The 18958-nt window shown below is 63.7% G+C and carries 17 protein-coding genes and 1 pseudogene; 11 read left to right on the top strand and 7 right to left on the bottom strand.

The features are described from left to right. Positions 1-99: 99 nt before the first annotated feature. Positions 100-1869, bottom strand: coding sequence for a motility associated factor glycosyltransferase family protein (locus tag DVDV_RS02510; protein ID WP_075353152.1), 1770 nt, complete (start codon positions 1867-1869; stop codon positions 100-102). Positions 1870-1993: 124 nt separating this feature from the next. Between DVDV_RS02510 and DVDV_RS02505 the strand changes: the two are divergent. Continuing rightward, positions 1994-4296: pseudogene (locus DVDV_RS02505) on the top strand (cysteine synthase). 264 nt (positions 4297-4560) lie between these two features. Here DVDV_RS02505 and DVDV_RS02500 read toward each other — a convergent pair. Further along, positions 4561-5319: a hypothetical protein gene (locus DVDV_RS02500; RefSeq protein ID WP_254845203.1), complete on the bottom strand. Its 759-nt coding sequence runs from the start codon at positions 5317-5319 to the stop codon at positions 4561-4563. Between the two features lie 79 nt (positions 5320-5398). Here DVDV_RS02500 and DVDV_RS02495 point away from each other — a divergent pair, with 79 nt between their 5' ends. Then, positions 5399-5953, top strand: a complete 555-nt coding sequence (locus tag DVDV_RS02495; protein WP_075353150.1) for a hypothetical protein — start codon at positions 5399-5401, stop codon at positions 5951-5953. 187 nt (positions 5954-6140) lie between these two features. Here DVDV_RS02495 and DVDV_RS22645 read toward each other — a convergent pair whose 3' ends face one another. Both DVDV_RS22645 and DVDV_RS02490 read right to left on the bottom strand, forming a co-directional pair. Further along, positions 6141-6311 carry a hypothetical protein gene (locus DVDV_RS22645; RefSeq protein WP_175577050.1) on the bottom strand — a complete coding sequence of 57 codons (171 nt, stop codon included), beginning with the start codon at positions 6309-6311 and terminating at the stop codon, positions 6141-6143. A 105-nt stretch (positions 6312-6416) separates the two neighbouring features. Beyond that, on the bottom strand, positions 6417-6851 hold the full coding sequence (locus DVDV_RS02490) for a pilus assembly protein PilZ (RefSeq protein ID WP_075353149.1): 435 nt from the start codon (positions 6849-6851) through the stop codon (positions 6417-6419). 161 nt (positions 6852-7012) lie between these two features. Between DVDV_RS02490 and DVDV_RS02485 the strand changes: the two genes are divergently transcribed. Continuing rightward, positions 7013-7414: an ImmA/IrrE family metallo-endopeptidase gene (locus DVDV_RS02485; RefSeq protein ID WP_075353148.1), complete on the top strand. Its 402-nt coding sequence runs from the start codon at positions 7013-7015 to the stop codon at positions 7412-7414. Positions 7415-7426: 12 nt separating this feature from the next. On the opposite strand, the gene DVDV_RS02480 is transcribed toward DVDV_RS02485, so the two are convergent. Continuing rightward, the gene (locus DVDV_RS02480; RefSeq protein ID WP_075353147.1) at positions 7427-8938 is read right to left on the bottom strand and encodes a glycosyltransferase; all 1512 of its coding nucleotides are present in this window, start codon (positions 8936-8938) and stop codon (positions 7427-7429) included. Positions 8939-8993: 55 nt separating this feature from the next. On the opposite strand from DVDV_RS02480, the gene DVDV_RS02475 reads away from it, so the two are divergent. The 7 genes from DVDV_RS02475 to DVDV_RS02445 all read left to right on the top strand — a co-directional run bounded on the left by DVDV_RS02475 (position 8994) and on the right by DVDV_RS02445 (position 15463). After that, a complete protein-coding gene (locus tag DVDV_RS02475; protein WP_075353146.1) occupies positions 8994-9650 on the top strand; it encodes an RlmE family RNA methyltransferase in 657 nt (218 codons plus the stop codon). A 66-nt stretch (positions 9651-9716) separates the two neighbouring features. Then, positions 9717-10451 (top strand): YebC/PmpR family DNA-binding transcriptional regulator, encoded by a 735-nt coding sequence (locus DVDV_RS02470; protein WP_075353145.1) that lies wholly within the window; start codon positions 9717-9719, stop codon positions 10449-10451. A gap of 257 nt (positions 10452-10708) precedes the next feature. Then, entirely contained in the window at positions 10709-11221 is a 513-nt protein-coding gene (ruvC, locus tag DVDV_RS02465) for a crossover junction endodeoxyribonuclease RuvC (protein ID WP_075353144.1), read from the top strand. Then, on the top strand, positions 11218-11826 hold the full coding sequence (gene ruvA / locus DVDV_RS02460) for a Holliday junction branch migration protein RuvA (RefSeq protein ID WP_075353143.1): 609 nt from the start codon (positions 11218-11220) through the stop codon (positions 11824-11826). Before ruvC ends, ruvA begins: the two co-directional genes overlap by 4 nt. Continuing rightward, a complete protein-coding gene (gene ruvB / locus DVDV_RS02455; protein ID WP_075353142.1) occupies positions 11823-12827 on the top strand; it encodes a Holliday junction branch migration DNA helicase RuvB in 1005 nt (334 codons plus the stop codon). Before ruvA ends, ruvB begins: the two co-directional genes overlap by 4 nt. A 20-nt stretch (positions 12828-12847) precedes the next feature. Then, complete coding sequence (thyX, locus tag DVDV_RS02450; protein ID WP_075353141.1) at positions 12848-13594, top strand: FAD-dependent thymidylate synthase; 747 nt, start codon at positions 12848-12850, stop codon at positions 13592-13594. Between the two features lie 504 nt (positions 13595-14098). Next, positions 14099-15463, top strand: coding sequence for a DnaA/Hda family protein (locus tag DVDV_RS02445; protein WP_075353140.1), 1365 nt, complete (start codon positions 14099-14101; stop codon positions 15461-15463). Positions 15464-15592: 129 nt separating this feature from the next. Here the strand turns inward: DVDV_RS02445 and DVDV_RS02440 are convergent, their stop codons facing one another. Both DVDV_RS02440 and DVDV_RS02435 read right to left on the bottom strand, forming a co-directional pair. Continuing rightward, positions 15593-15886 (bottom strand): hypothetical protein, encoded by a 294-nt coding sequence (locus DVDV_RS02440; RefSeq protein WP_075353139.1) that lies wholly within the window; start codon positions 15884-15886, stop codon positions 15593-15595. 1273 nt (positions 15887-17159) lie between these two features. Beyond that, the gene (locus tag DVDV_RS02435; protein WP_075353138.1) at positions 17160-17906 is read right to left on the bottom strand and encodes a UPF0280 family protein; all 747 of its coding nucleotides are present in this window, start codon (positions 17904-17906) and stop codon (positions 17160-17162) included. A gap of 104 nt (positions 17907-18010) precedes the next feature. Here DVDV_RS02435 and DVDV_RS02430 point away from each other — a divergent pair, with 104 nt between their 5' ends. After that, positions 18011-18922, top strand: coding sequence for a glycosyltransferase family A protein (locus tag DVDV_RS02430; protein WP_075353137.1), 912 nt, complete (start codon positions 18011-18013; stop codon positions 18920-18922). Positions 18923-18958: the final 36 nt, after the last annotated feature.

Raw genomic sequence — 18958 nt, 5'->3', positions numbered from 1 at the left:
CCGGCCACTTCCCCCCCAAAAAAACGTGTCTTCCAGGTGGGTTTCCAAAGGGCACTGCCCTTTGGCCGCCGGAGGCACTCTTCCCTCTTTCCTCTTTCTCTACGCCGCCCATGACCCGGACGGGGCGAGGCAGACGTCTATTTCCCGGGTCTTGGCCAGGATGCGTTGGCGGATGGCCTTGAAGGTCGCCAATTCCTTGACGCCGTAGCGGGCCTTGGTCTGGACCAGCCCGGCCAGGTCCATGATCTCGTTGTACAGATAGGGCATGTACAGCGGGTCATGCCGGGTGAAGAACTGGATTTGGGACAGCAGTTGCCGGATTTCGCCCTGGTGCTTGTCGGCCTTGCGCACGAGCTTTTCCAGCCGCCGCGAGGCGTTTTTAAGCGATGTGGCCCAGGCGTCGGTCTTGGGCGAAAACACCGGCCGGGTGCAGGGCCGCGAAGCCCGGGCCAGCGCGTCGAGGAACACCTGTTTGGCAATGCCCTGGCTGGCCAGCAGTTCGCCGGACTCCAGGTCGTCCGGGCCGATGTTGACGGCTCCGTCGATGACGACGCCGCCGCCGTAGAGGTTGAAAAACCCGGCCCGGGAGGTGGCGATGTCTTTTTCGATGTCCCGTTTGGCGGCCAGGAAGCCGAGGTGGGTGTAGATGGCCTCGCCCTGCTGGTTGGCCAGCTTCACGTCTTCCTGCGGGTTGTAGGTATGGACCCAGCCGGCGTTGTGGTGGCCGGCGACGTGGGTGCTCGACCCCTTCCAGGACAGGTCGCAGCCGGCCAGGATGAAGCGTTCGGCCCCGGCCCAGGTGAGAAAGCGTTCCAGGGTGACGGAGACGTTGCCGCCGGCGTCGAGGACCAGCTCCTGGTCCTTGAGCACGTAGGTGCCGATGCCGCCCTGGGTCCACAGTGGAATTTTGGGGCCGGGATAGCGGGCCAGGACGGCCGGAGCCATCTTGGTGGAATAGATGAAGGGAATGTCGGCGGCAAAGTCCGGGTCGGTCAGATTCTCCAGGCTGTTTACCATGTTGTCGTTATAATCGATGGCCAGGCACAGGTCGGGCTTGATGCCCAGGCGTTCCAGGGCCGGCAGGGTCTGCAGCGCAGCGGCGTAAAAGCCCTTGTCCCGGTGGCGGCGCAGCAGCGGGGCGAAGTCGGCCAGGGACGGACCGGCGCCAAGGAGCACGGCTGTCAAACCTTTGGCCATGCCGGCCACCCGGACCAGACTGCCTTCGTCCATGGCCCGGCCGTAGTTGCGAAGCTCGTGGCCGACCATGACTTCCTGCTTCTGGCGCAGCGTGGTCAGTTCCACGGACAGGCTTTCGAGCTTGGCTTTGACCAGGGCTGTGAGCCGGGAATATTCCGGCCCCATTTGCTTGCAGGCCATGTCGTTTCGCAGGAAAATCCGTGAGAAAAGGAAGCTGACGTCGAGAGTTTGCAGGGCCGCTTCGATGGCCGGGGCCTCGGGCGGCACGAAGCGCAGCTTGCCATGGGCCAGAAACGGCCGATAATCGGTCTGTCCCAGGCAGGCCAGCAGCATTTCCGGCCGCGGTTCCACTACCAGCACCTTGTGGGAGTTGGGCGTGCCGGTCAGCACATGGTTGAGACCATAGCCAAGGGCCGTGCCGATGATGATCGTGGCTGCGCCTTCGAGCTTTTCCGTGGGCCGCCAGTCCTTGTAGAAAAACGGCGGCGGCAGCTTCTCAAAAAGGCTTTGCCCGTCGTCCATGCGCCAGTCGATGACGCCGCCCGGATTGCGGAAAAGCCGCTCGTGGACGATGGCCGGATCAGGATTGCAGCCGGCCAGCCAGCGGCCCGTCGGGTCGCCGGACTCGGCCAGCCAGGCGAGATTGTCGGCAAGGTACTTGTTGATCTCCATGGTCCCATCCTTGGTTTGCTGCCTGGCCTCAAGCAAATTTCCTGCCACTCTTGCCGGTTGACGATTTTTTGCCTACCACGTTTCCTGTCCGGCCATGACCGGGCTTTATCCTGCGAGGCGTGCCATGATTCATGATTCCGTATTGTCCCTGGTCGGCCAGACCCCGCTTGTGCGCATGGGCCGGGTTTCTCCCAACCCGGCGGTGACCGTTTGCGCCAAAATCGAGATGCGAAACCCCGGCGGCTCCATCAAGGACCGGGTGGCCCTGGCCATGATCGAGGCGGCCGAGCGCGCCGGCGAATTGACGCCCGGACGCACGGTCATCGAGGCCACCTCCGGCAATACCGGCATCGGGCTGGCCATGGTCTGCGCCGTCAAGGGCTACAAGTTGAAGCTGCTCATGCCGGCCTCGGCCTCGGAGGAGCGAAAGCGCATCATGCGGGCTTACGGCGCAGAGATCGTGCTCACCCCGGGCAACCTCGGCACGGACGGGGCCATCGAGGAGGCCTACCGGCTGGCCCGGGAGGAACCCGAGCGCTACGTGCTCATGGACCAGTTCAACAATCCGGCCAGCATCGAGGCCCACTACGCGGCCACGGCCGTGGAAATTTTCGAGGCGACCGAAGGCCGGGTCACCCACGTGGTCGCGGCCCTTGGCACGTCGGGTACGGCCATGGGACTGGTCAAGAAACTCAAAGAGTTGAACTCGGCCTGCCAGGTCATTGCCGTGGAGCCCAGGCCCGGCCACAAGATCCAGGGCCTTAAAAACATGCAGGAGTCCTATCCGCCGGGCATCTTCGACAAGCACGCCCTGGACGCCATTGTGCCGGTTGAGGACGACGAGGCCTTTGCCATGGCCCGGCGTCTGGCCCGGGAGGAAGGGCTTTTGATCGGCATGAGCGGCGGCGCGGCCATGGCTGCGGCCACGCGGCTGGCCTCGGAACTGGCCACGGGCCTTGTGGTGGTCATCCTGGCCGACAGCGGCGAGCGCTACCTCTCCACCACGCTTTTTGCCGCGCCCGAGAAAAAGGGCGTGGCCCTTGGCAGCGTCGGGCCGGCCTCGCCGGTCTATCTCGACCCGGCCGCCGCCTCGCCAGGGCTTTTCACCTTTGGTCCGCCCCTGTCCGATCCCGGCGACCTGGACGCCTGGCGGCGGGTGGTCGTCCTCGACGTCCTGGCCCGGGCCCTGGTCCGGGGCGGGGGCCGGCCGACCCTGGCCGTGGGGCTGGCCGATCTCGACGACCGCTGCCTGGAAGCCTCCCGGGCGGCCGGGCTCAAGTGCCGGGAATTTGCCGCCACGGCCCGGGAGCGCGTGGCCGGCTATGCAGCGCTTTTGGGCGTGGCCGGGGCCGTCTTTCCCCTGGCCGGCGACGCCCTGGAGGAATCCCTGTCCATGACCCGCAAGCTCATGGACAAGGGGCTGGCCTACGAAAAGCTGCGCAGCGTCTATTTCGACGTGGCCCGGGACAAGGCCTACGGCCGGCTGCTTGGCCTGGACATGACCAAGCTGGCCCTTGGCAAGACCGTGGACCTCGATTCCTACGCCAAGGACCATCCCCGGGATTTCACCCTGCTTAAGCGCGTGAGCCTCAAAGACCTCAAGGCCGGGGATATCCTGGTGACACCCTGGGGCAATGTGCGGCCGAGCTGGTTTTTGCAGATGGCGGCGGCAGCGGCCAAGACCCTGCCGGCCGTGACCGTGGTCGTGGCCGACGAGGACAAGACGTTTCCCCATCTGGAAAACCTCCGGGCCATCTGGGCCCGGCGGGGCCGGGCTTTCCCCCGGCGGCCTGGCTGGCCGGCGGCCGGGTGTCGGGCCGGGAAGGCATCGAAGGCGTGCCGCGCCTGGACGATCTGCTGGCCCTTGGCGTCCATCCCCTGTCCATCCGGGCCTGGCTGTTGTCCACGAGCTACCACAAGCCGCTTTCCGCCACCCCTGACGCCCTGGCCATGTGGGAGCGAAACCGCAGCCGCATCCAGGAACTGGCCGCCAACCTGACCCTGGCCGCCACCAATGACGCCGCGCCGGGACTGGCTGCGGCCGGTGAAGCCGAGCGCCTGGAGGCGTCCCTGGAAACGTTCCTGGCCGACGATCTGTCGGTCTACCATTTCTGGCCGGCCCTTTTTGCCTTTTGCCGCTATGCCAATGCCGCCCTGGCCACAGGTTCCCTGCCTCCGGGCGACGCCGCGCGGCTGCTGGCCGGCCTGGCCCAGGCCGACAGCGCCCTGGGCCTGCTCGACGCCACCCGCCTGCCGGCGCCGCGCGCCCTGTGGCCGGCCGAGGCGGCCCGGCTCTGCGGCGAGCGGGCCGCAGCCCGGGAGGCCCGTGATTTCGCCCGGGCCGATGCCCTGCGCCAGGCCATCGAGGCCCTGGGTTACCGGGTGGAAGACGCAGCCGACGGAGCCCGGCTTTTTCCGGTGGGGTGAAAGTTGGTGTAGGTAGGGAGAGAGGGGGAAGAGGAAGAATGCCTCCGGCGGCCAAAGGGCAGTGCCCTTTGGAAACCCACCTGGGGGAGTTTGATTTGACCGGCCACGTTGCCGAGTCGATGCGCGAAAGTTGCGCAAGAAAAGAGGAGAAAGGGCCGGAGCCGTGACATTTGGTGTTTGCGCTTGACGGGAACCACCGTTGCTCCGGTGGCCGGGGGCCTCGGCCCTCCAAAATGGGCAAGGGGCCTTCGCCCGATGGAAATATCAGCGGGGCAGGGGGGCGGCGACGAGAAGGATCCATTTTTCGCCGAAACGCTTTTCGGCAAATTCCTTCTTAAAGGCGGCCATGCCGGCCGGGGAGGTCAGCTCCAGGCGGTGGCTGCCCTTGCCCGGGGTGGCGTGGGCAAAATAGGCCCGGCCCGAAGCGTCGGCATAGAGCAGGCCGACGTGGTAATAGTAGAGCCGGCCGGTAATTTCCTTGCTGAGCGTGGCATAGGCGATTTCGCCGGGCCGCAGTTGGCCAAGGACCGAGGCCCAGGCCGCGGCGTCGTGCAGGGGAAAGCCGCGAAACCGGGCCGCGTCGAGGGCTTCCGGAGCCGCAGGGGCCGTCTGGCCGGCCGGCAGCAGCACGCGCCTGGGCAGGCCGTCGGTGACGTTTAAGATCAGGTCATAGCCGAAATCCCAGTCCTCGCCGGCCGGGGCTGTCTTGCCGGAATCGCCCTTGCGGTCGCGGCGCATGGCCTCCAGGGGCAGGGGCCGGCCGAGGATGCCCCGGGAGGCGGTCACGACAAAGCCGCTGCAGTTGTAGCCCCGGTCGGGGAACGTGGCGGATTGGTTGGCAAAAAGGGTATGGCGGCCGGCCGGGTCGTCCACGCCGTCGTCGCGGTAGGCCACGCCGAGCAACGGAGTGACGGCCGCGCCCGGATCGCCGGCCAGGGCCGGGATGGCGACGGCCAGGACAGCGGCAAGGACCAATCCGCTGACGACAAATTGACCGCGAGGCGAAAGCGGCGTAACATCCATACGATAGCCGGGCCGCAAGGACTGGGGCCGTTTCCCGGACAAGGCCGGAACACCACGGAATCTGCTCAGGAGGCGGAGGATGAAGTTTACCATTGAGATCAAGGGTTTCGGTCAGCGAATTTTTTATTCCTACATTGAGAAGGAAGTGGTGCGGGAGGCCAGGGAAGCCAACCGGGAACGCTACATCGAATACATTTATCATGGAGCGGACAACAACATCCACTCTTCGGGCGAGGACCTGCTGGAAAGCAATCGTCCCGTCGTCTACATCATTGTCAATGAGAGGGAGAAGCTCCGGGTCAGCCTAAGCAAGATCAATTGCGAGGTCAAGAGCCATCCGGCCAAGAAGATCTTTCAGCCCCACGTCAAGAACAACCTGCTCTATTGCTTCGGCTTCAATGAAGAGTATATCCACACCTATTCGTTCAGCGACGTCGAGGAAATAGACATCGACAAGATCACCGCCCGCATTACCGAGACGGAGATCCCGAAAACCATCGAGAACAACGTCTGGATGCAGAAAATCATCCATATCGAGAGTATGCTTTACGACGGCAAGGAAATCAAACGCGAGGAATTTCTGTCCCATCCCGTGGGCAACATCCTCGGCCCGGTCATCATCGATCTGGAATAGTGTGTCCGCTGTGGCGGATAGCAGAAAGCCCGGCGGATTCGTCGGGCTTTTTTTGTGCAACTTTCACGCATCGACTCGATAACGCACCTGGTCAAATCAAATAAACCCCCAGGTGGGATTCCAAAGGGCTCAGCCCTTTGGCCGCCGGAGGCATTCTTTTTTTTCTCTTGCTCCCGTCCTTCTCGTCCTACGGCTTGCAGCCGTCGTCGCGGCCGCTTTCGGCCAGGGCGCGGGCCAGCAATTTATCGGCCAGTTCTTTGATGGTGTGCCGGGCCGGGTCAAGACCGATGGACAGGGCCAGTTCGAGAATCTTGTCGCCGGTTTTTGCCGCGTGCCGAATCTTTTCGTAGTCCATCATACGCCGCGCCGCGCCTTGGCTTGGGGGATGGCCCGGAGGATTCCGGACCCTTGGCGACCATAGCCGCTTGCCGGACCGGAGGCAATGTCCGGGCAGGCAGACTGTTCAATTCTTGACGATACGCATGATGTCGCTGGACGAGATCGTCAGCGGTTGCTTGAAAAGCAGGCCGAACGCACTGCCATCCGTCCAGCGCACGAGGCATTGGATGTACTGGGCCAGTTCGCCAAAGGGCTGGAGCTTGGGATTAAACAGCACGCTTTGCTCGCATGTGAGCACGACGGGCATTTCTTCGTCCAGGCGCAGTTTTGCGCCGGTGCGGCTGATGTCGACGATGAGCACATCGGCGCAGACACCTTCGGCCTGCAGCCGGCCCCGGTGGAGCAGGGCCGCATCGCCGACGCAGATGCGCTTGGCCGTGCGCCGGTCGCCGCAATCCCGGCAACGCCAGTAGGAATCAGCCGAACTGACCCGGGGAACGTATTCCTGCCAGGTGGTTTTGCCGCAATGCGGGCATTGCCGGTATTCGAGAAGTGCCATGGGGGCCTTGGATACATCGGGCCAAACAGGGGTGTGCGCTGCCTCAATGGCGTTACCATGCGGCCTGTCAGGGGGCAAGCCTCGTCCCTGGCGGCTTGACGGCAGTGACCAAGGGTTTATCCTAGGGGGAGGTCGGCGACAGGGCCGGCAAAGGAGCGCGTATGGCTGGACTTCTGGCCCGATTGATTGACATGGCCGGCAGGCGCGACGATCTCGTGGTCACCGAGGTCGATGACATTGATAGCTGGGGATTTTTACTGTTTCGCGACGGCCGCTACCATATTTTCATCAACCGTTCCATCCGCGACTTCCGAAAAACCATGGTGTTGGTTGACGAACTTGGGCACTACGCCCTGCGTCGGCGCATTGCCAGGCGCGAGCGGTTGCCGGACGGGGCGGAAACGCTGGTCGAGCGCATCCGCCTGGACAAGGCCTGCGATGCCTGGGCGGCCAAGTTCAGCCGGCGGCTGCTCTATCTGGTGCGTCGCGGCCTGCACGGGGGCACTTCGCGACGGCCCAGGCAGGGGCGCTACGATCCGTCCTGGCGTTTGCCGGTCAAATAAGTCGGCGGGATTTCAGGGGTCGGACAGGCGGCCGAGCAGGGCGGCGAGGCGGTGGGCGTAGCGGTGCCCGGCAATGATGTGTTCCTGCCAGGCGGCGGTCAGATCCTGGCGCCGGTTCGGATCGGCCAGGAGCGCGGCAGCGAGCGGGCCGGCTGCGGCCGGCGCGGCATAGCCTATGGGGGCGGTGAGTTTTGCCGGGAACAGGGCCAGTCCCGGCGTGGCATCGGTCAGAAGGCAGCCGCCGGCCGCCCAGACGTCGAAATGGCGCTGGGTCAGTCCCCGGGGCAGAAGCAGGCTCGTGACGTTGACCGACACCCCGGCCCCGGCATAGAGCCCCGGGAGCGCGCCGTAGTAATCGATTGGCGGGCGCACCTCGATTCCCGGCGGCAGCAGGTCCCGCCAGCCCGGGTCGCCGTAGACGGTGAGCGCGGCACCGTGCCCGACCGCGGCCAGCACGGCCGTGCGCTGGGCCAGCCCCGCGGCTTCGGCGCCGCAGCCGGCCTGCCGGGCGGCCTTTCCCGGCCATAGCGCCCCAAGGCCCAGGGAGCGCGTCCACCAGAAAAAGTCCGGCCGTTCCCCGGCCAGCGTCATTTCCCGGGCATGGTCGGCCAGCGTGCCGGGAATCCGGCAGCCGGCGAAAAAGGCATCGCGGCCGGCAAAGGCGCTTCGCCCGACAAAGACCGCCCGGTCGGACAGGCCCGGAGCCGGTGAGGCTCCGAAGAAATGGTCCGAGGCGGCCAGGGGCAGATGAAGGACGCGGGCGGCACCCAGGGCTTTGAGCGGCGAAAGAAAGCTGTCGTCCGTGACGCAAAGCAGGGCCCGCTGCCAGAACCGGCTGGCAAAGCGCCCAAGCACATGAAACGGGTTGTCCACAAACCACAGGCAAAGCGGCACCCCGGCAGCCTCGAGCAGTTCGGCCGCCAGCCCGTCGTCGTCAAGCCCCGCCCCGTTGACGCAAAGGGCCAGGGCCGGTTTTTCCCGGCAAAGGAGAGCGGCCACGGCTGTAGTGCTCCCCCCGGCCGGGATGTCGGCCACGGGCCGGCCAAGGCCGGCCAGGGTCCGGGCCAGTTGCGGTTCGAGCATCCCGGACGGGGAACGAAAGAGCAGCACGGTCGGGCTGGCCGGCACGGTCTCCGGGCGCGGCAGCAGGGCCAGTTGGACCCGGCCCCAGATTGGTCCCCAAAACGACGGGAAAAGCCGGGTGTTTTGCCGATAGAGATAGAAGCGGGACGCGCCGACCCGATTGGGGGTCAGTTCGGCCGGGTCCAGGCGCGGCCAGGAGTCCGGGATGGCCGCGGCAAAGGCCGGCCCCATGGCCGCGGCAAAGGCCGGGCATTCGACATAGGCGGCGGGCCGTCCGTCGGCCAGGGTCACGGCATCGGCCGGGTCCGGGCCAAGGCCGAGAAAAATCAATCTGTCACCGTCCCCAAAAGCGGCAAAGGCCCCGGGACCGCCGGCCAGCGTGCGCTTCCCGCCTGTTTCATCAATGACGCTTGGGCGCGCTGGACGGTTTAAACTGGCCATGGCTGCGTCTTTTCCTTGAAAGCTTGTTCGGTAAACGGTATCGGGGTTGCCCGTCATGAAAACGTATCGCGATCATTATTTCAATAAGGCCAAGCAGGAGAACTATCCGGCGCGTTCGGTCTATAAGCTCAAGGAGATCGAAAAACAATCGCGCCTGCTCGTTCCCGGCGCGGCTGTGCTGGATCTCGGGGCCTGCCCCGGCTCCTGGAGCCTGTATGCCGCCGAACGCGTCGGCCCGCAGGGCCGGGTGCTGGCCATCGACCTCAAGCCGGCCGGCACGGCCTTTTCCGGCAACGTCACCTACCTCACAGGCGACATGCTCGACCCCGGGCCGGACATCCTCGAGGCCTTTGCCAAATACGGCCCCTTTGACGTGGTCTTAAGCGACATGGCCCCCAACACCATCGGGCATAAGTTCACGGATCAGGCCCGGTCGTTTGAACTGTGCGAGGCGGCCCTGTCCGTGGCCGTGGCCCGGCTCAAACCCGGCGGCTCCTTCGTGGTCAAGATTTTCCAGGGCCCGGATTTCCAGGCCTACCAGAAGGGGCTGCGGCTGTATTTTTCCAAGGTGCGCGTGGCCAAGCCCAAGAGCTCCCGGCCCGAGAGCAAGGAAATCTTTTTCGTGGCCACCGGTTTTCATGCGCCGGTGGGGCAGCCTGACGATCCCGCCCCCTCGCCGTTGCCGCCGGGCGAGGCGACGGCAGCCGATTGAACAGGCCCCCAGGCAGCAAAAGACGCATCCCCCGGGCGAAACCCCGGTATATTTCAAGGAGAAACCATGGCCGGACATAGCAAATGGCACAACATTCAGGCCCGCAAGTCGGTCCAGGACGCCAAGAAGAGCAAGTTTTTCACCAAAGTCACCAAGGAACTCATGCTGGCCGCCCGGTCCGGCGGAGCCGACACCGCCCTGAACGTGCGGCTCAAATCCGCCATCGCCGCCGCCAAGGCCGTCAACCTGCCCAAGGACAAGATCGAGCAGGCCATCAAGAAGGGCACCGGCGAGCTGGCCGGCGAAAACCTGGAAGAGGTGCTCTACGAAGGGTATGGTCCGGGCGGCGTCGCCATCCTGGTCGAGGCGGCCACGGATAACCGCAACCGCACCGTGGCCGAAGTGCGCCATATGCTCTCCAAGGGCGGCGGGGCCATGGGCGAATCCGGCTGCGTGTCCTGGATGTTCTCCCAAAAGGGCGTGTTCTCCTTCCCCAAATCCTTCACCGAGGACCAGCTCATGGAAATCGGCCTGGAGCACGGCGTCGAAGAGATCATGGACGAGGGCGACGTCTGGGAAGTGCACTGCGCCCCGGCCGATTTCGAGCCGCTGCGGGTCGCCTTCGAGGCCGCCGGCATGGTGTCGGACGACGCCGAAATCGCCATGGTGCCGGCCAACGTCGTGGCCCTGGATCTGGAAAACGGCCAGAAGCTCCTGCGGCTGATCGATATGCTCGAAGACAACGAAGACGTGCAGAAAGTCCACAGCAACGGCGACCTGCCCGACGAGATGTTGGGCTAGGGCAGGAGCCGGAGAGGGAAGGAAGAGTGCCTCCTGCGGCCGGGCTGGAGTGAGAAAAGAGAAAGAGTGCCTCCGGCGGCCAAAGGGCTGAGCCCTTTGGAATCCCACCTGGGGTATGTTTGATGTGGCAGCGCACGTTGCTGCGCCGCACGGCGCATACGGGTCCGGGAGGTTGCCGCCTCCCGGACCTTTTGCTGCCGGGGGCGATGGTGTATTGGGGCTAGCCGTGAGGCCGGACAAAAGGTAGGACCACGGGCATGGAACACAAGGGCGGCGATACGATCATCCTCGGGCTCGATCCCGGCTCGCGGATCACAGGCTACGGCTTTGTGCGCGAACGCTCGGGCGTGCTCGAACTGCTCGGTGCCGGCGTCGTGCGCACCGCCTCACAGCCCGATTTCCCCAGCCGCCTGGGCGTTATTTTTACCGCCGTGGCCGACCTCATCAAACAATATGCCCCCACGGAAGCCTCGGTGGAAAACGTGTTCGTCTCCAAAAACGCGGCCACGGCCTTGAAACTCGGCCAGGCCCGGGGCGCGGCCCTGGCCGCCTGCGCCGTGGCCGGGCTGCCGGTCTTTTCCTACGAGCCGACGCTGATCAAACAAAGCCTTGTGGGCACGGGACGGGCCGAGAAGTCCCAGGTGGCCTTCATGGTGACACGGGTGCTGGCATGTCGGGAAACTTTCACCGTGGACGCGACCGACGCACTGGCCGCGGCCGTGTGCCATCTGAACCAAAGGCGGCTGACCCGCCTGTGCGGGGCGCGATGATCGGCTATATCGAGGGCCGGGTGCTGGCCCGGCGCGACCGCTTCGCCATTGTGCTGACCCCGGGCGGGGTGGGCTACGAGCTGGAGTTGCCCTCCCCGGTGGCGGCCTCCCTGCCGGCCGCTGGCGGGCAGGCGGCCCTGTTCGTCCATACCGTGGTGCGCGAGGACGCCCTGGAGCTCTTCGGCTTTGCCACCCTCGAAGACCGCGAGACCTTCCGGGCGCTTATAAGCATCAGCAAGCTCGGGCCGCGTACGGCCCTGGCCATCCTGTCGCAGTTTTCCACCGACGACCTGCTGCGGGTGGTGGCCGCCGGCGACGCCGAGGCCCTGGTCCGGGTGCCGGGCATCGGCAAGAAAAGCGCCCAACGCATTTTTATCGAGCTGTCCTACAAGCTCGAAGGCCGGGCTCCGGTCGCCGGGCCGGCCGCCGGCGCGGCCCTGCCCGGCGGCGTCCTTGGCGATGTGGTGGCCGGGCTGACCAATCTCGGCTATCCCGAGGCCGACGCCCGGCGCGTGGCCGCCGGGGTGCTTGACGACGAGCCGGATCTCGATGTGGCCGGGGCGCTGCGGCAGGCCCTCAAGCGGCTGGCGGCGGCCAAGGCATGAGCATGGACAAGGACTTCTGTCCGCCGGACGGCATCGTGGCCGCCACGCCCGTTCCCGACGACACCATCCGCCCCTCGCGCCTGGATGATTTCATCGGCCAGGACGATCTGCGGGCCAATTTGCGCGTCTTTTTGCAGGCCGCCATGGAGCAGGGCCGAAGCCTGGACCACAGCCTGCTTTACGGTCCTCCCGGCCTTGGCAAGACCACCCTGGCCCAGATCATGTCTTCGGAGCTGGGCGTCAATCTGGTCCAGACCACCGGGCCGGTCCTTGAGCGTTGCGGCGATCTGGCCGCCATTGTCACCAATCTGCGCCGGGGCGACATCCTCTTTATTGATGAGATCCACCGGATGCCGCCGGCGGTCGAGGAAATCCTCTATCCGGCCATGGAGGATTTCAAGCTCGACCTGATTATCGGCCAGGGGCCGGGGGCCAGGACGGTGCGCATCGACCTCGAACCGTTCACCCTGGTCGGGGCCACCACCCGCCTGGGGCTTTTGACCTCGCCCTTGCGCGATCGGTTTGGCGTGATCTTTCGCCTGGAATTTTACGATCCGGCCGAACTGGCCCGCATCGTCACCCGGGCCGCCGCCATTCTCGGCATCGGCATCACCCCGGCCGGGGCTCTGGCCATCGGCCAGCGCTCCCGGGGCACACCGCGCATCGCCAACCGGCTGTTGCGCCGGCTGCGCGATTTCGCCGTGGTGGCCGGGGCGGCCGTTCTGGATGAGGAACTGGCCAAGACCGCCTTGCTGCGCCTGGACGTCGACCCAAGCGGCCTGGACCAGATGGACCGCAAGATTTTGGAGACGCTCATCAACCATTATGAAGGCGGCCCGGTCGGGGTCAAAACCCTGGCTGTGGCCATAAGCGAAGAGGTGCGCACCCTGGAGGAGATTTACGAACCCTATCTCATCCAGTGCGGACTGATCAAACGCACGCCGCGCGGCCGGGTGGCCACGGCCAAGGCCTATGCCCATCTCAAGATGCAGTTGATTTAAGTGACGCAGAGGATACGACCATGCCCGAAACGCGGCTTTCCGTGGAGCTGCTCGCCCACACCCCCGACGCCCTGGCCCTGATCTATGCCGCCTTTCGCCAATGTTACCATCCCGGGTATGTGGCCGATATGTGGCCGCGCCTGTTGTCCGGCGAGATAACGGCGGAAAAGCAGGCCGCGTTCGTGGCCCGCATCCTGGATTCCGGCCATGAATCGCCCATAGAGCACGTCTCCTTCACATTTGCCGTGGCCGGGGTGTCCCGGGCCCTGTCGCACCAGCTCGTGCGCCACCGCATCGCCAGCTATTCCCAGCAGTCCCAGCGCTATGTGGACGCGGTGGGCTTTGATTATGTCCTGCCGCCGCAGATTGCCGCCCTCCCTGAAGCCCGGACGCGCTACGAGGCGGCCATGGAGCAGGCGGCTGCGGCCTATACCGAGCTGCAGGAGATCCTCACCCGCCATGGCCGGGGGGACAAGGCCAACGAGGATGCCCGGTTCGTGTTGCCCAATGCCTGCGAGACGAAGGTTGTCGTGACCATGAACTGCCGGTCGCTCTTGCACTTTTTCGAACTGCGCTGCTGCACCCGGGCCCAGTGGGAGATCCGGGCCATGGCCCTGGCCATGCTGGGCCTTTGCCGGGAGGCGCTGCCGGTGATCTTTGCCCGGGCCGGGGCGCGCTGCGAGCGCCTGGGCTATTGCCCGGAGTCCGAGCGTTTTGGCTGCGGCCGCTACCCGCGTCTTCAGCAAACTGGTTCCATTTCGTCGTAATTCCCGAATTCCGGCTTTCTGGAGCATTTTTTCCCACCCGCCACGAAAGTGGCGGGTTTTTTCGTTTTGGCGTCAAAAAGGCCGGAAAATGCGGGATAATCTTTTTTTGCCAATAAAATAAGCAGATTGTTCGTGTCATGTGCATGTTCACCAGAGGGTGTTGTGCGGCGCAAAGGCAAGGGCCAAGCGGATTTATGGGCAGGTCAACCCAAAACATGCATGTTGGAAGATGAAATATTTTGACTGTCATTGAGCAATATCAAGATAAATGCTGATTAGCCTGTTTAAAAACCTTTCACAGATGTGCATAAAAAATCCGTTCCCCCAAAACCCAGGCCACAGGCGGCCTGGCGCGGTCCCCCAAAATCCCACGGTTCTCCTGGCTTGGCGGAAATTCTAATTGATTCCGGACTTTTGCATTGTAGAGAACAAAAAGGGCGGCCTGGGAAAAGCGGTCCCTAATCGTCCTTTGCCCGACCGCCCCCCGGCCGTAGTGTGCGCCCCATGGAAACGATTTGGTCACAAACCAAAGAGCTGCTCGAAAAGACTCTGAGCCCCGGACTCTTCAACCTCTGGATCAAACCGCTTGCGGCCCGGGCCCGCGACGGCGTCCTTGAACTCGACGCACCCAACGCCTTCGTGGCCTCCTGGGTGCGGGAACGACTGAGCGATTCCATTGCCGAAGCCGCTGCCGTGGTCATGGGCAGCCGTCCCCAGGTCCTTGTCGCCGAAGCCAAGCCGACAAGCGCCGCGCCCCGCAGCCGCCGCCAGGAGACGCCCAAAGCCGCCGGACCCCGTCCGGTGGCCGCTTCGCTGACCCTGCCCGTGGCCCCGCGCGCCCCGGAACTGGCCGCCGACCGCTTCCGCTTCAGCTATGACGAGTTTGTGGTCGGCCCCTCAAACGAGTTGGCCTACGCTGCCAGCCGGGGCATCTGCGACATGTCGCTGACGGCGGACCAGCTTTTCATCAGTTCCGCCCCGGGCCTGGGCAAGACCCATCTCATCCAGGCCATGGGCCGGCGGCTGTGCCACAGCGACCCGAGCCAGCGCCAGCCGCGGGTGGCCTACCTCTCGGCCGAGGAATTCGCCAACCGGCTCATCATGGCGATCAAGACCCGGCAGGTGGAGCAGTTCAAGGCCGCGTTCCGGGAAAACGTCGATGTGCTTCTTCTGGAGGACATCCATTTCTTCCGCGACAAGCCGCGCATCCAGGACGAGCTGTTAAATACCTTGAAGGCGCTCAATTCACGGGGCTGCCGTCTTGTTTTCACCAGCTCCTTTTTGCCCAAGGAACTGGCCGGCCTGGACAACCAGCTCTTATCGCGCATCAACTCCGGATTTCTGGCCGTCATCGACAAGCCCGACCGGGAGACGCGCCGGCGCATCCTGGAGCGCAAGGCCGCTATTCATCAGGTGCTCCTGCCCGAGGACGTGTCCACGCTTCTGGCCGACAAGCTCTCGGCCGATGTGCGCCAACTCGAAAGCTGCCTGCAGAATCTGGCGCTCAAGGCCCGGCTGCTCAATTGCCGCATCTCCGTCGATCTGGCCTGGGAGGTCCTTCGCCACTACGACGTGGACGCCGCGCCGCGCACCATCGACGACATCGTGACCTATGTCTGCGACGTCTACCGGCTTTCGCCCGACCAGCTCAAGTCCAAATCGCGCAAGCGCCAGCTTGTCCTGGCCCGCAACACGGCCTTCCTGCTGGCCCGGCAGCACACCGACCTGTCGTTGGCCGACATCGGCAACCGGTTCAATCGCCGCCATTCCACGGTGGTCAAGGGCATCACTTCGTTGGAGAAGCATCTGTCCCTGAAAACCCCGCTTGGCCGGGAGTTGGAGCGCACCATCGACCAGATGCGGGCCTAACGAGCGCCGCACACAAGGATTTCCCCTTCAGGCCCCCTTCGAGGGCAGCCCTGCCACACGCTCCGGCGACCAACACCAGGCGCCCTGTGGAGCCGGCAGGCAGACTCGAAAACAGAGAACAAGCACCAGCTAGGGGGAGGCCGCCATTGGCCGGGCAGACGTCGGACTGAAAAGTCCGGCGTCTGCTTTTTTTGTGCGCGGTCGCGGGCGGTTGCCAGGATTGTAGGCGCTGGCCCGATTGGCCAGCCCGTACAGGGCGTTGGTCTCGACGGTGCAGCCGGTGCCCGGCCCGGCGGAGGCGTGCGCTTCGACGACCGCCCCGTCCTTGGTCACCTGGGGCAGCTGGCCGACGGTGTCGTAGACGTAGAGGGAAAACGGTAGACCCTGTTGGGTGCTGTGCCGCCTTAAGACGAAAACAGTCATCACTGCCTAGCTATCGCCGGCGGAAAGGTCTTATTTATGGCTTTAAGAAGGCAACAGCTATGGGCTGCAGAAATTATAACGTTTTTTATCAAATGTTACGGGTAGTTTTTTTTAGATATTTGCGCGCACGCGTAAATGATATCACACCGCATAGTATGGCAATAATGACCATAGTAGAGAATATTGCAATTTCCAAAGGCTGTGAATTAAGCCTAGGGAGAATTAGCATAAAGAGGGCGAATTCAATGGCGAGTACCATGCTGCAAACTATCGTTGATACTGTGAACGACACAGAGGTAGTGAATACTTTAGCGGAAACATCTGAGCGCTTATTATCGATTGCCATATAGGTTACAACCTATTGTGTTGACTGTAAGAGACTGCACAAATCTAAGGACAAGGTGCCACTGGTGGATTTTGCTCTGATCCTTGGTCTTGTTTATTGTCATGGTCAGTGCCGTGATCGGAAAACCCTCTACGATGCTATGCGCACCATGTAAAGTATTAAAGGAACCACCTACAAAAACAGGAATCATTAGGGTCCCGACGACAGCAATGTCTGCTGAATCCCCGGCTGTGAGGGAAGAAATTGCACCGATGGCAGCAATGCCAGTTCCAATTATTGTCATGCCACCAAGCATTGAACGTTCGCCAGTACCTACCATACCCAAATTAACAAATTGGCAATATTTGACAAGTAAGTGTAAGACGTCATGGATAGCGCTAAGTTGCGACGTCGACAATTTCGACTCACTTCTTTTCCAAGATTAAATATATTGAACTAAATAAAAAACAATGTAGAAATGATCGTCTTAACAGACCGGTCAATATATATTATGCAGAATAATCCGGCAAGTGTCATGCCGCAGGATAGAAATATGATAAATTTTGGGGATGTTGTTCTTGAATCAAGCATCGTGGAATGATTCTTTTGTACAGCCTTGAATTCACCCAAACTGTAACCAGCTTCAAATCCAGATAGTATCCCTATGCCAAGAATTAGCCATTTAGCAAACGCCTCTGGGTCCAATATGCTATTGATTAAAAACGCAAGAACTGCCCCGAAGACTCCGCCAGCAAGTGCTAGCTTAAAGCGAAAGGATATCAGCCTCATATATTGCCGCTAAACCTCTTTACAATCTACACACGTGCGCATCTGGAGGACAGGAAATTTGTCAGGTTTGTCGCCGTTACCATTTTGACCCTCAGTTCCTGGAATCTGGTCAGCCCGGTGTCTGATTGCACAGGCAATGGGTTTGGCAACGGCATCGGCCTACTCCAAGGCCACCAGTTCCAGGTCCCCGACCAGTCCCACCAGTTCGCCCAGTTGGAGAAACGCGCCGCGAACGCCCCTTCCGGCCATGCCCTCGGCCGCCGCCAGCACGCCTTCCATATCATCGGCCGTGACCAAGAGATTGGCCAGGGCCGTGGCGGCGGCGTCGGCGATGGCCCCCCGGTCGGCCACCACCGTCACCATGTCGGCCCGGCCAAGGCTTAAGGATGGGCCGACCGTGGCCGAGGAGGCGCAGATGGCGGCCGGCAGGGCGTCCGGGCCAAAGCGCAGGGCCAGGCGCGCCCCTTCCACGGGCTTGGCCAAAAGGGCCACGATGCGTTCGCGCCGGCCGGTTAAAAACACGTCGCCGCCGTTTTCCACCAAGAGTTCCGGCGACTGCCCGGCAAAATGGTCGGCCACGGCCTGGGACATGGCCCCGGCCACGGCGGCCATGGGGCCGACGCCAAAGCGCGCGGCCGCCTCGGCCATGTCCCGGGCAATGTCCGGGGCGTCGTCGGTTGCGGCCACAGGCACGAGGCTGTGCTGGAAATCAGGGTGGAGCAGCAGGTAGGTGGAGAGCCGGGCGCGCAGGGCGGAGACGAAATCTGCTATTTCCCTGGACAAATCGCGTTCGGCTACGACCAGCAGATCGGTCTGGGCCACCACCACCTGGAAGGCTGTTTCGCCGGGCCGCGGGGCCAGGGTCTGGCGGTAGGCGCGCACGGGATCGAGGTGGACGGGGGGCATGGCGGCTCCTTTGCGGGCGGCGTTTGCCCCAGTATGCCCGGTTGTCTGCCGTGGGGAAAGAGGCGGCCTTGGCAGGCCCGGCCCGGCCATGTAGTGTCGGGAACATGACGCATGCATCCCTGTCGCCTGCGGCCGGACCGCTGGTCACGGTCATCATCCCCACCCGGGACCGGGCCGGGCTGCTGCCGCGGGCCATTGCCTCGGCCCTGGCCCAGACCTGGACGGCCCTGGAAATCATCGTGGTCGACGACGCCTCGACCGACAACACCCCGGCGCTCCTTGCCGCCCTGGACGATCCCCGGCTGGTGGTCATCCGCCGCCAGACGCCCGGCGGGGTGTCGGCGGCGCGCAATGTCGCCATTGGCGTGGCTCGCGGCGACTATATCGCCCTGCTTGATTCCGATGACGAGTGGTTGCCGCAAAAGACTGCCCGGCAACTGGCCTCTATGCAGGCCAGCGGCCATGTCATCAGCCAGACCCAGGAAATATGGATGCGCGGCGGCCGGCGGGTCAATCCCGTGGCCAGACATGGCAAGCCGGATGGGTTCTTTTTTGAGGCAGCTTTGGATATGTGTCTGGTCAGCCCCTCGACAACGATGTTTGCCAGGGGATTTTTTGAGGAAATCGGGCTTTTTGACGAAAGCCTCCCGGCCTGCGAAGACTATGACCTGTGGCTGCGCACCCTGCTGCGACACCCGATTGGGCTGGTGGACGAATATCTGGCCGTACGCCACGGCGGGCGGGGGGATCAGCTCTCGACCATGTACATCGGCCAGGACCTCTTTCGCATCCGGTCCATGATCGGGCTTTTGGGCCGGCCGGAAATAACGCCCTGGCATCGGGATTGCATTGAAAAAGAACTGCGCCGCAAGGTCCGGGTGTATGTGACGGGCTGTCTCAAGCGCGACAGGCCGGAAGAGGCGACGCGGGTGTCGGCCCTGATGGAGGCGGCCCTGCTGGCCGCCGGGGCGCACCAAAGCCGGCCGCCCGCGCAGGGCGGGGCGGCTTGCGGCTGACTGGTCCGGCCGGCTCCCTACAGGGAGGCGCGGCCC

The sequence above is a fragment of the Desulfovibrio sp. DV genome (assembly GCF_001936595.1).
Lineage (GTDB): Bacteria > Desulfobacterota > Desulfovibrionia > Desulfovibrionales > Desulfovibrionaceae > Solidesulfovibrio.
The sequence above is the reverse complement of the archived record's forward strand: the minus strand, read 5'-3'. Positions and strand labels throughout refer to the sequence as shown.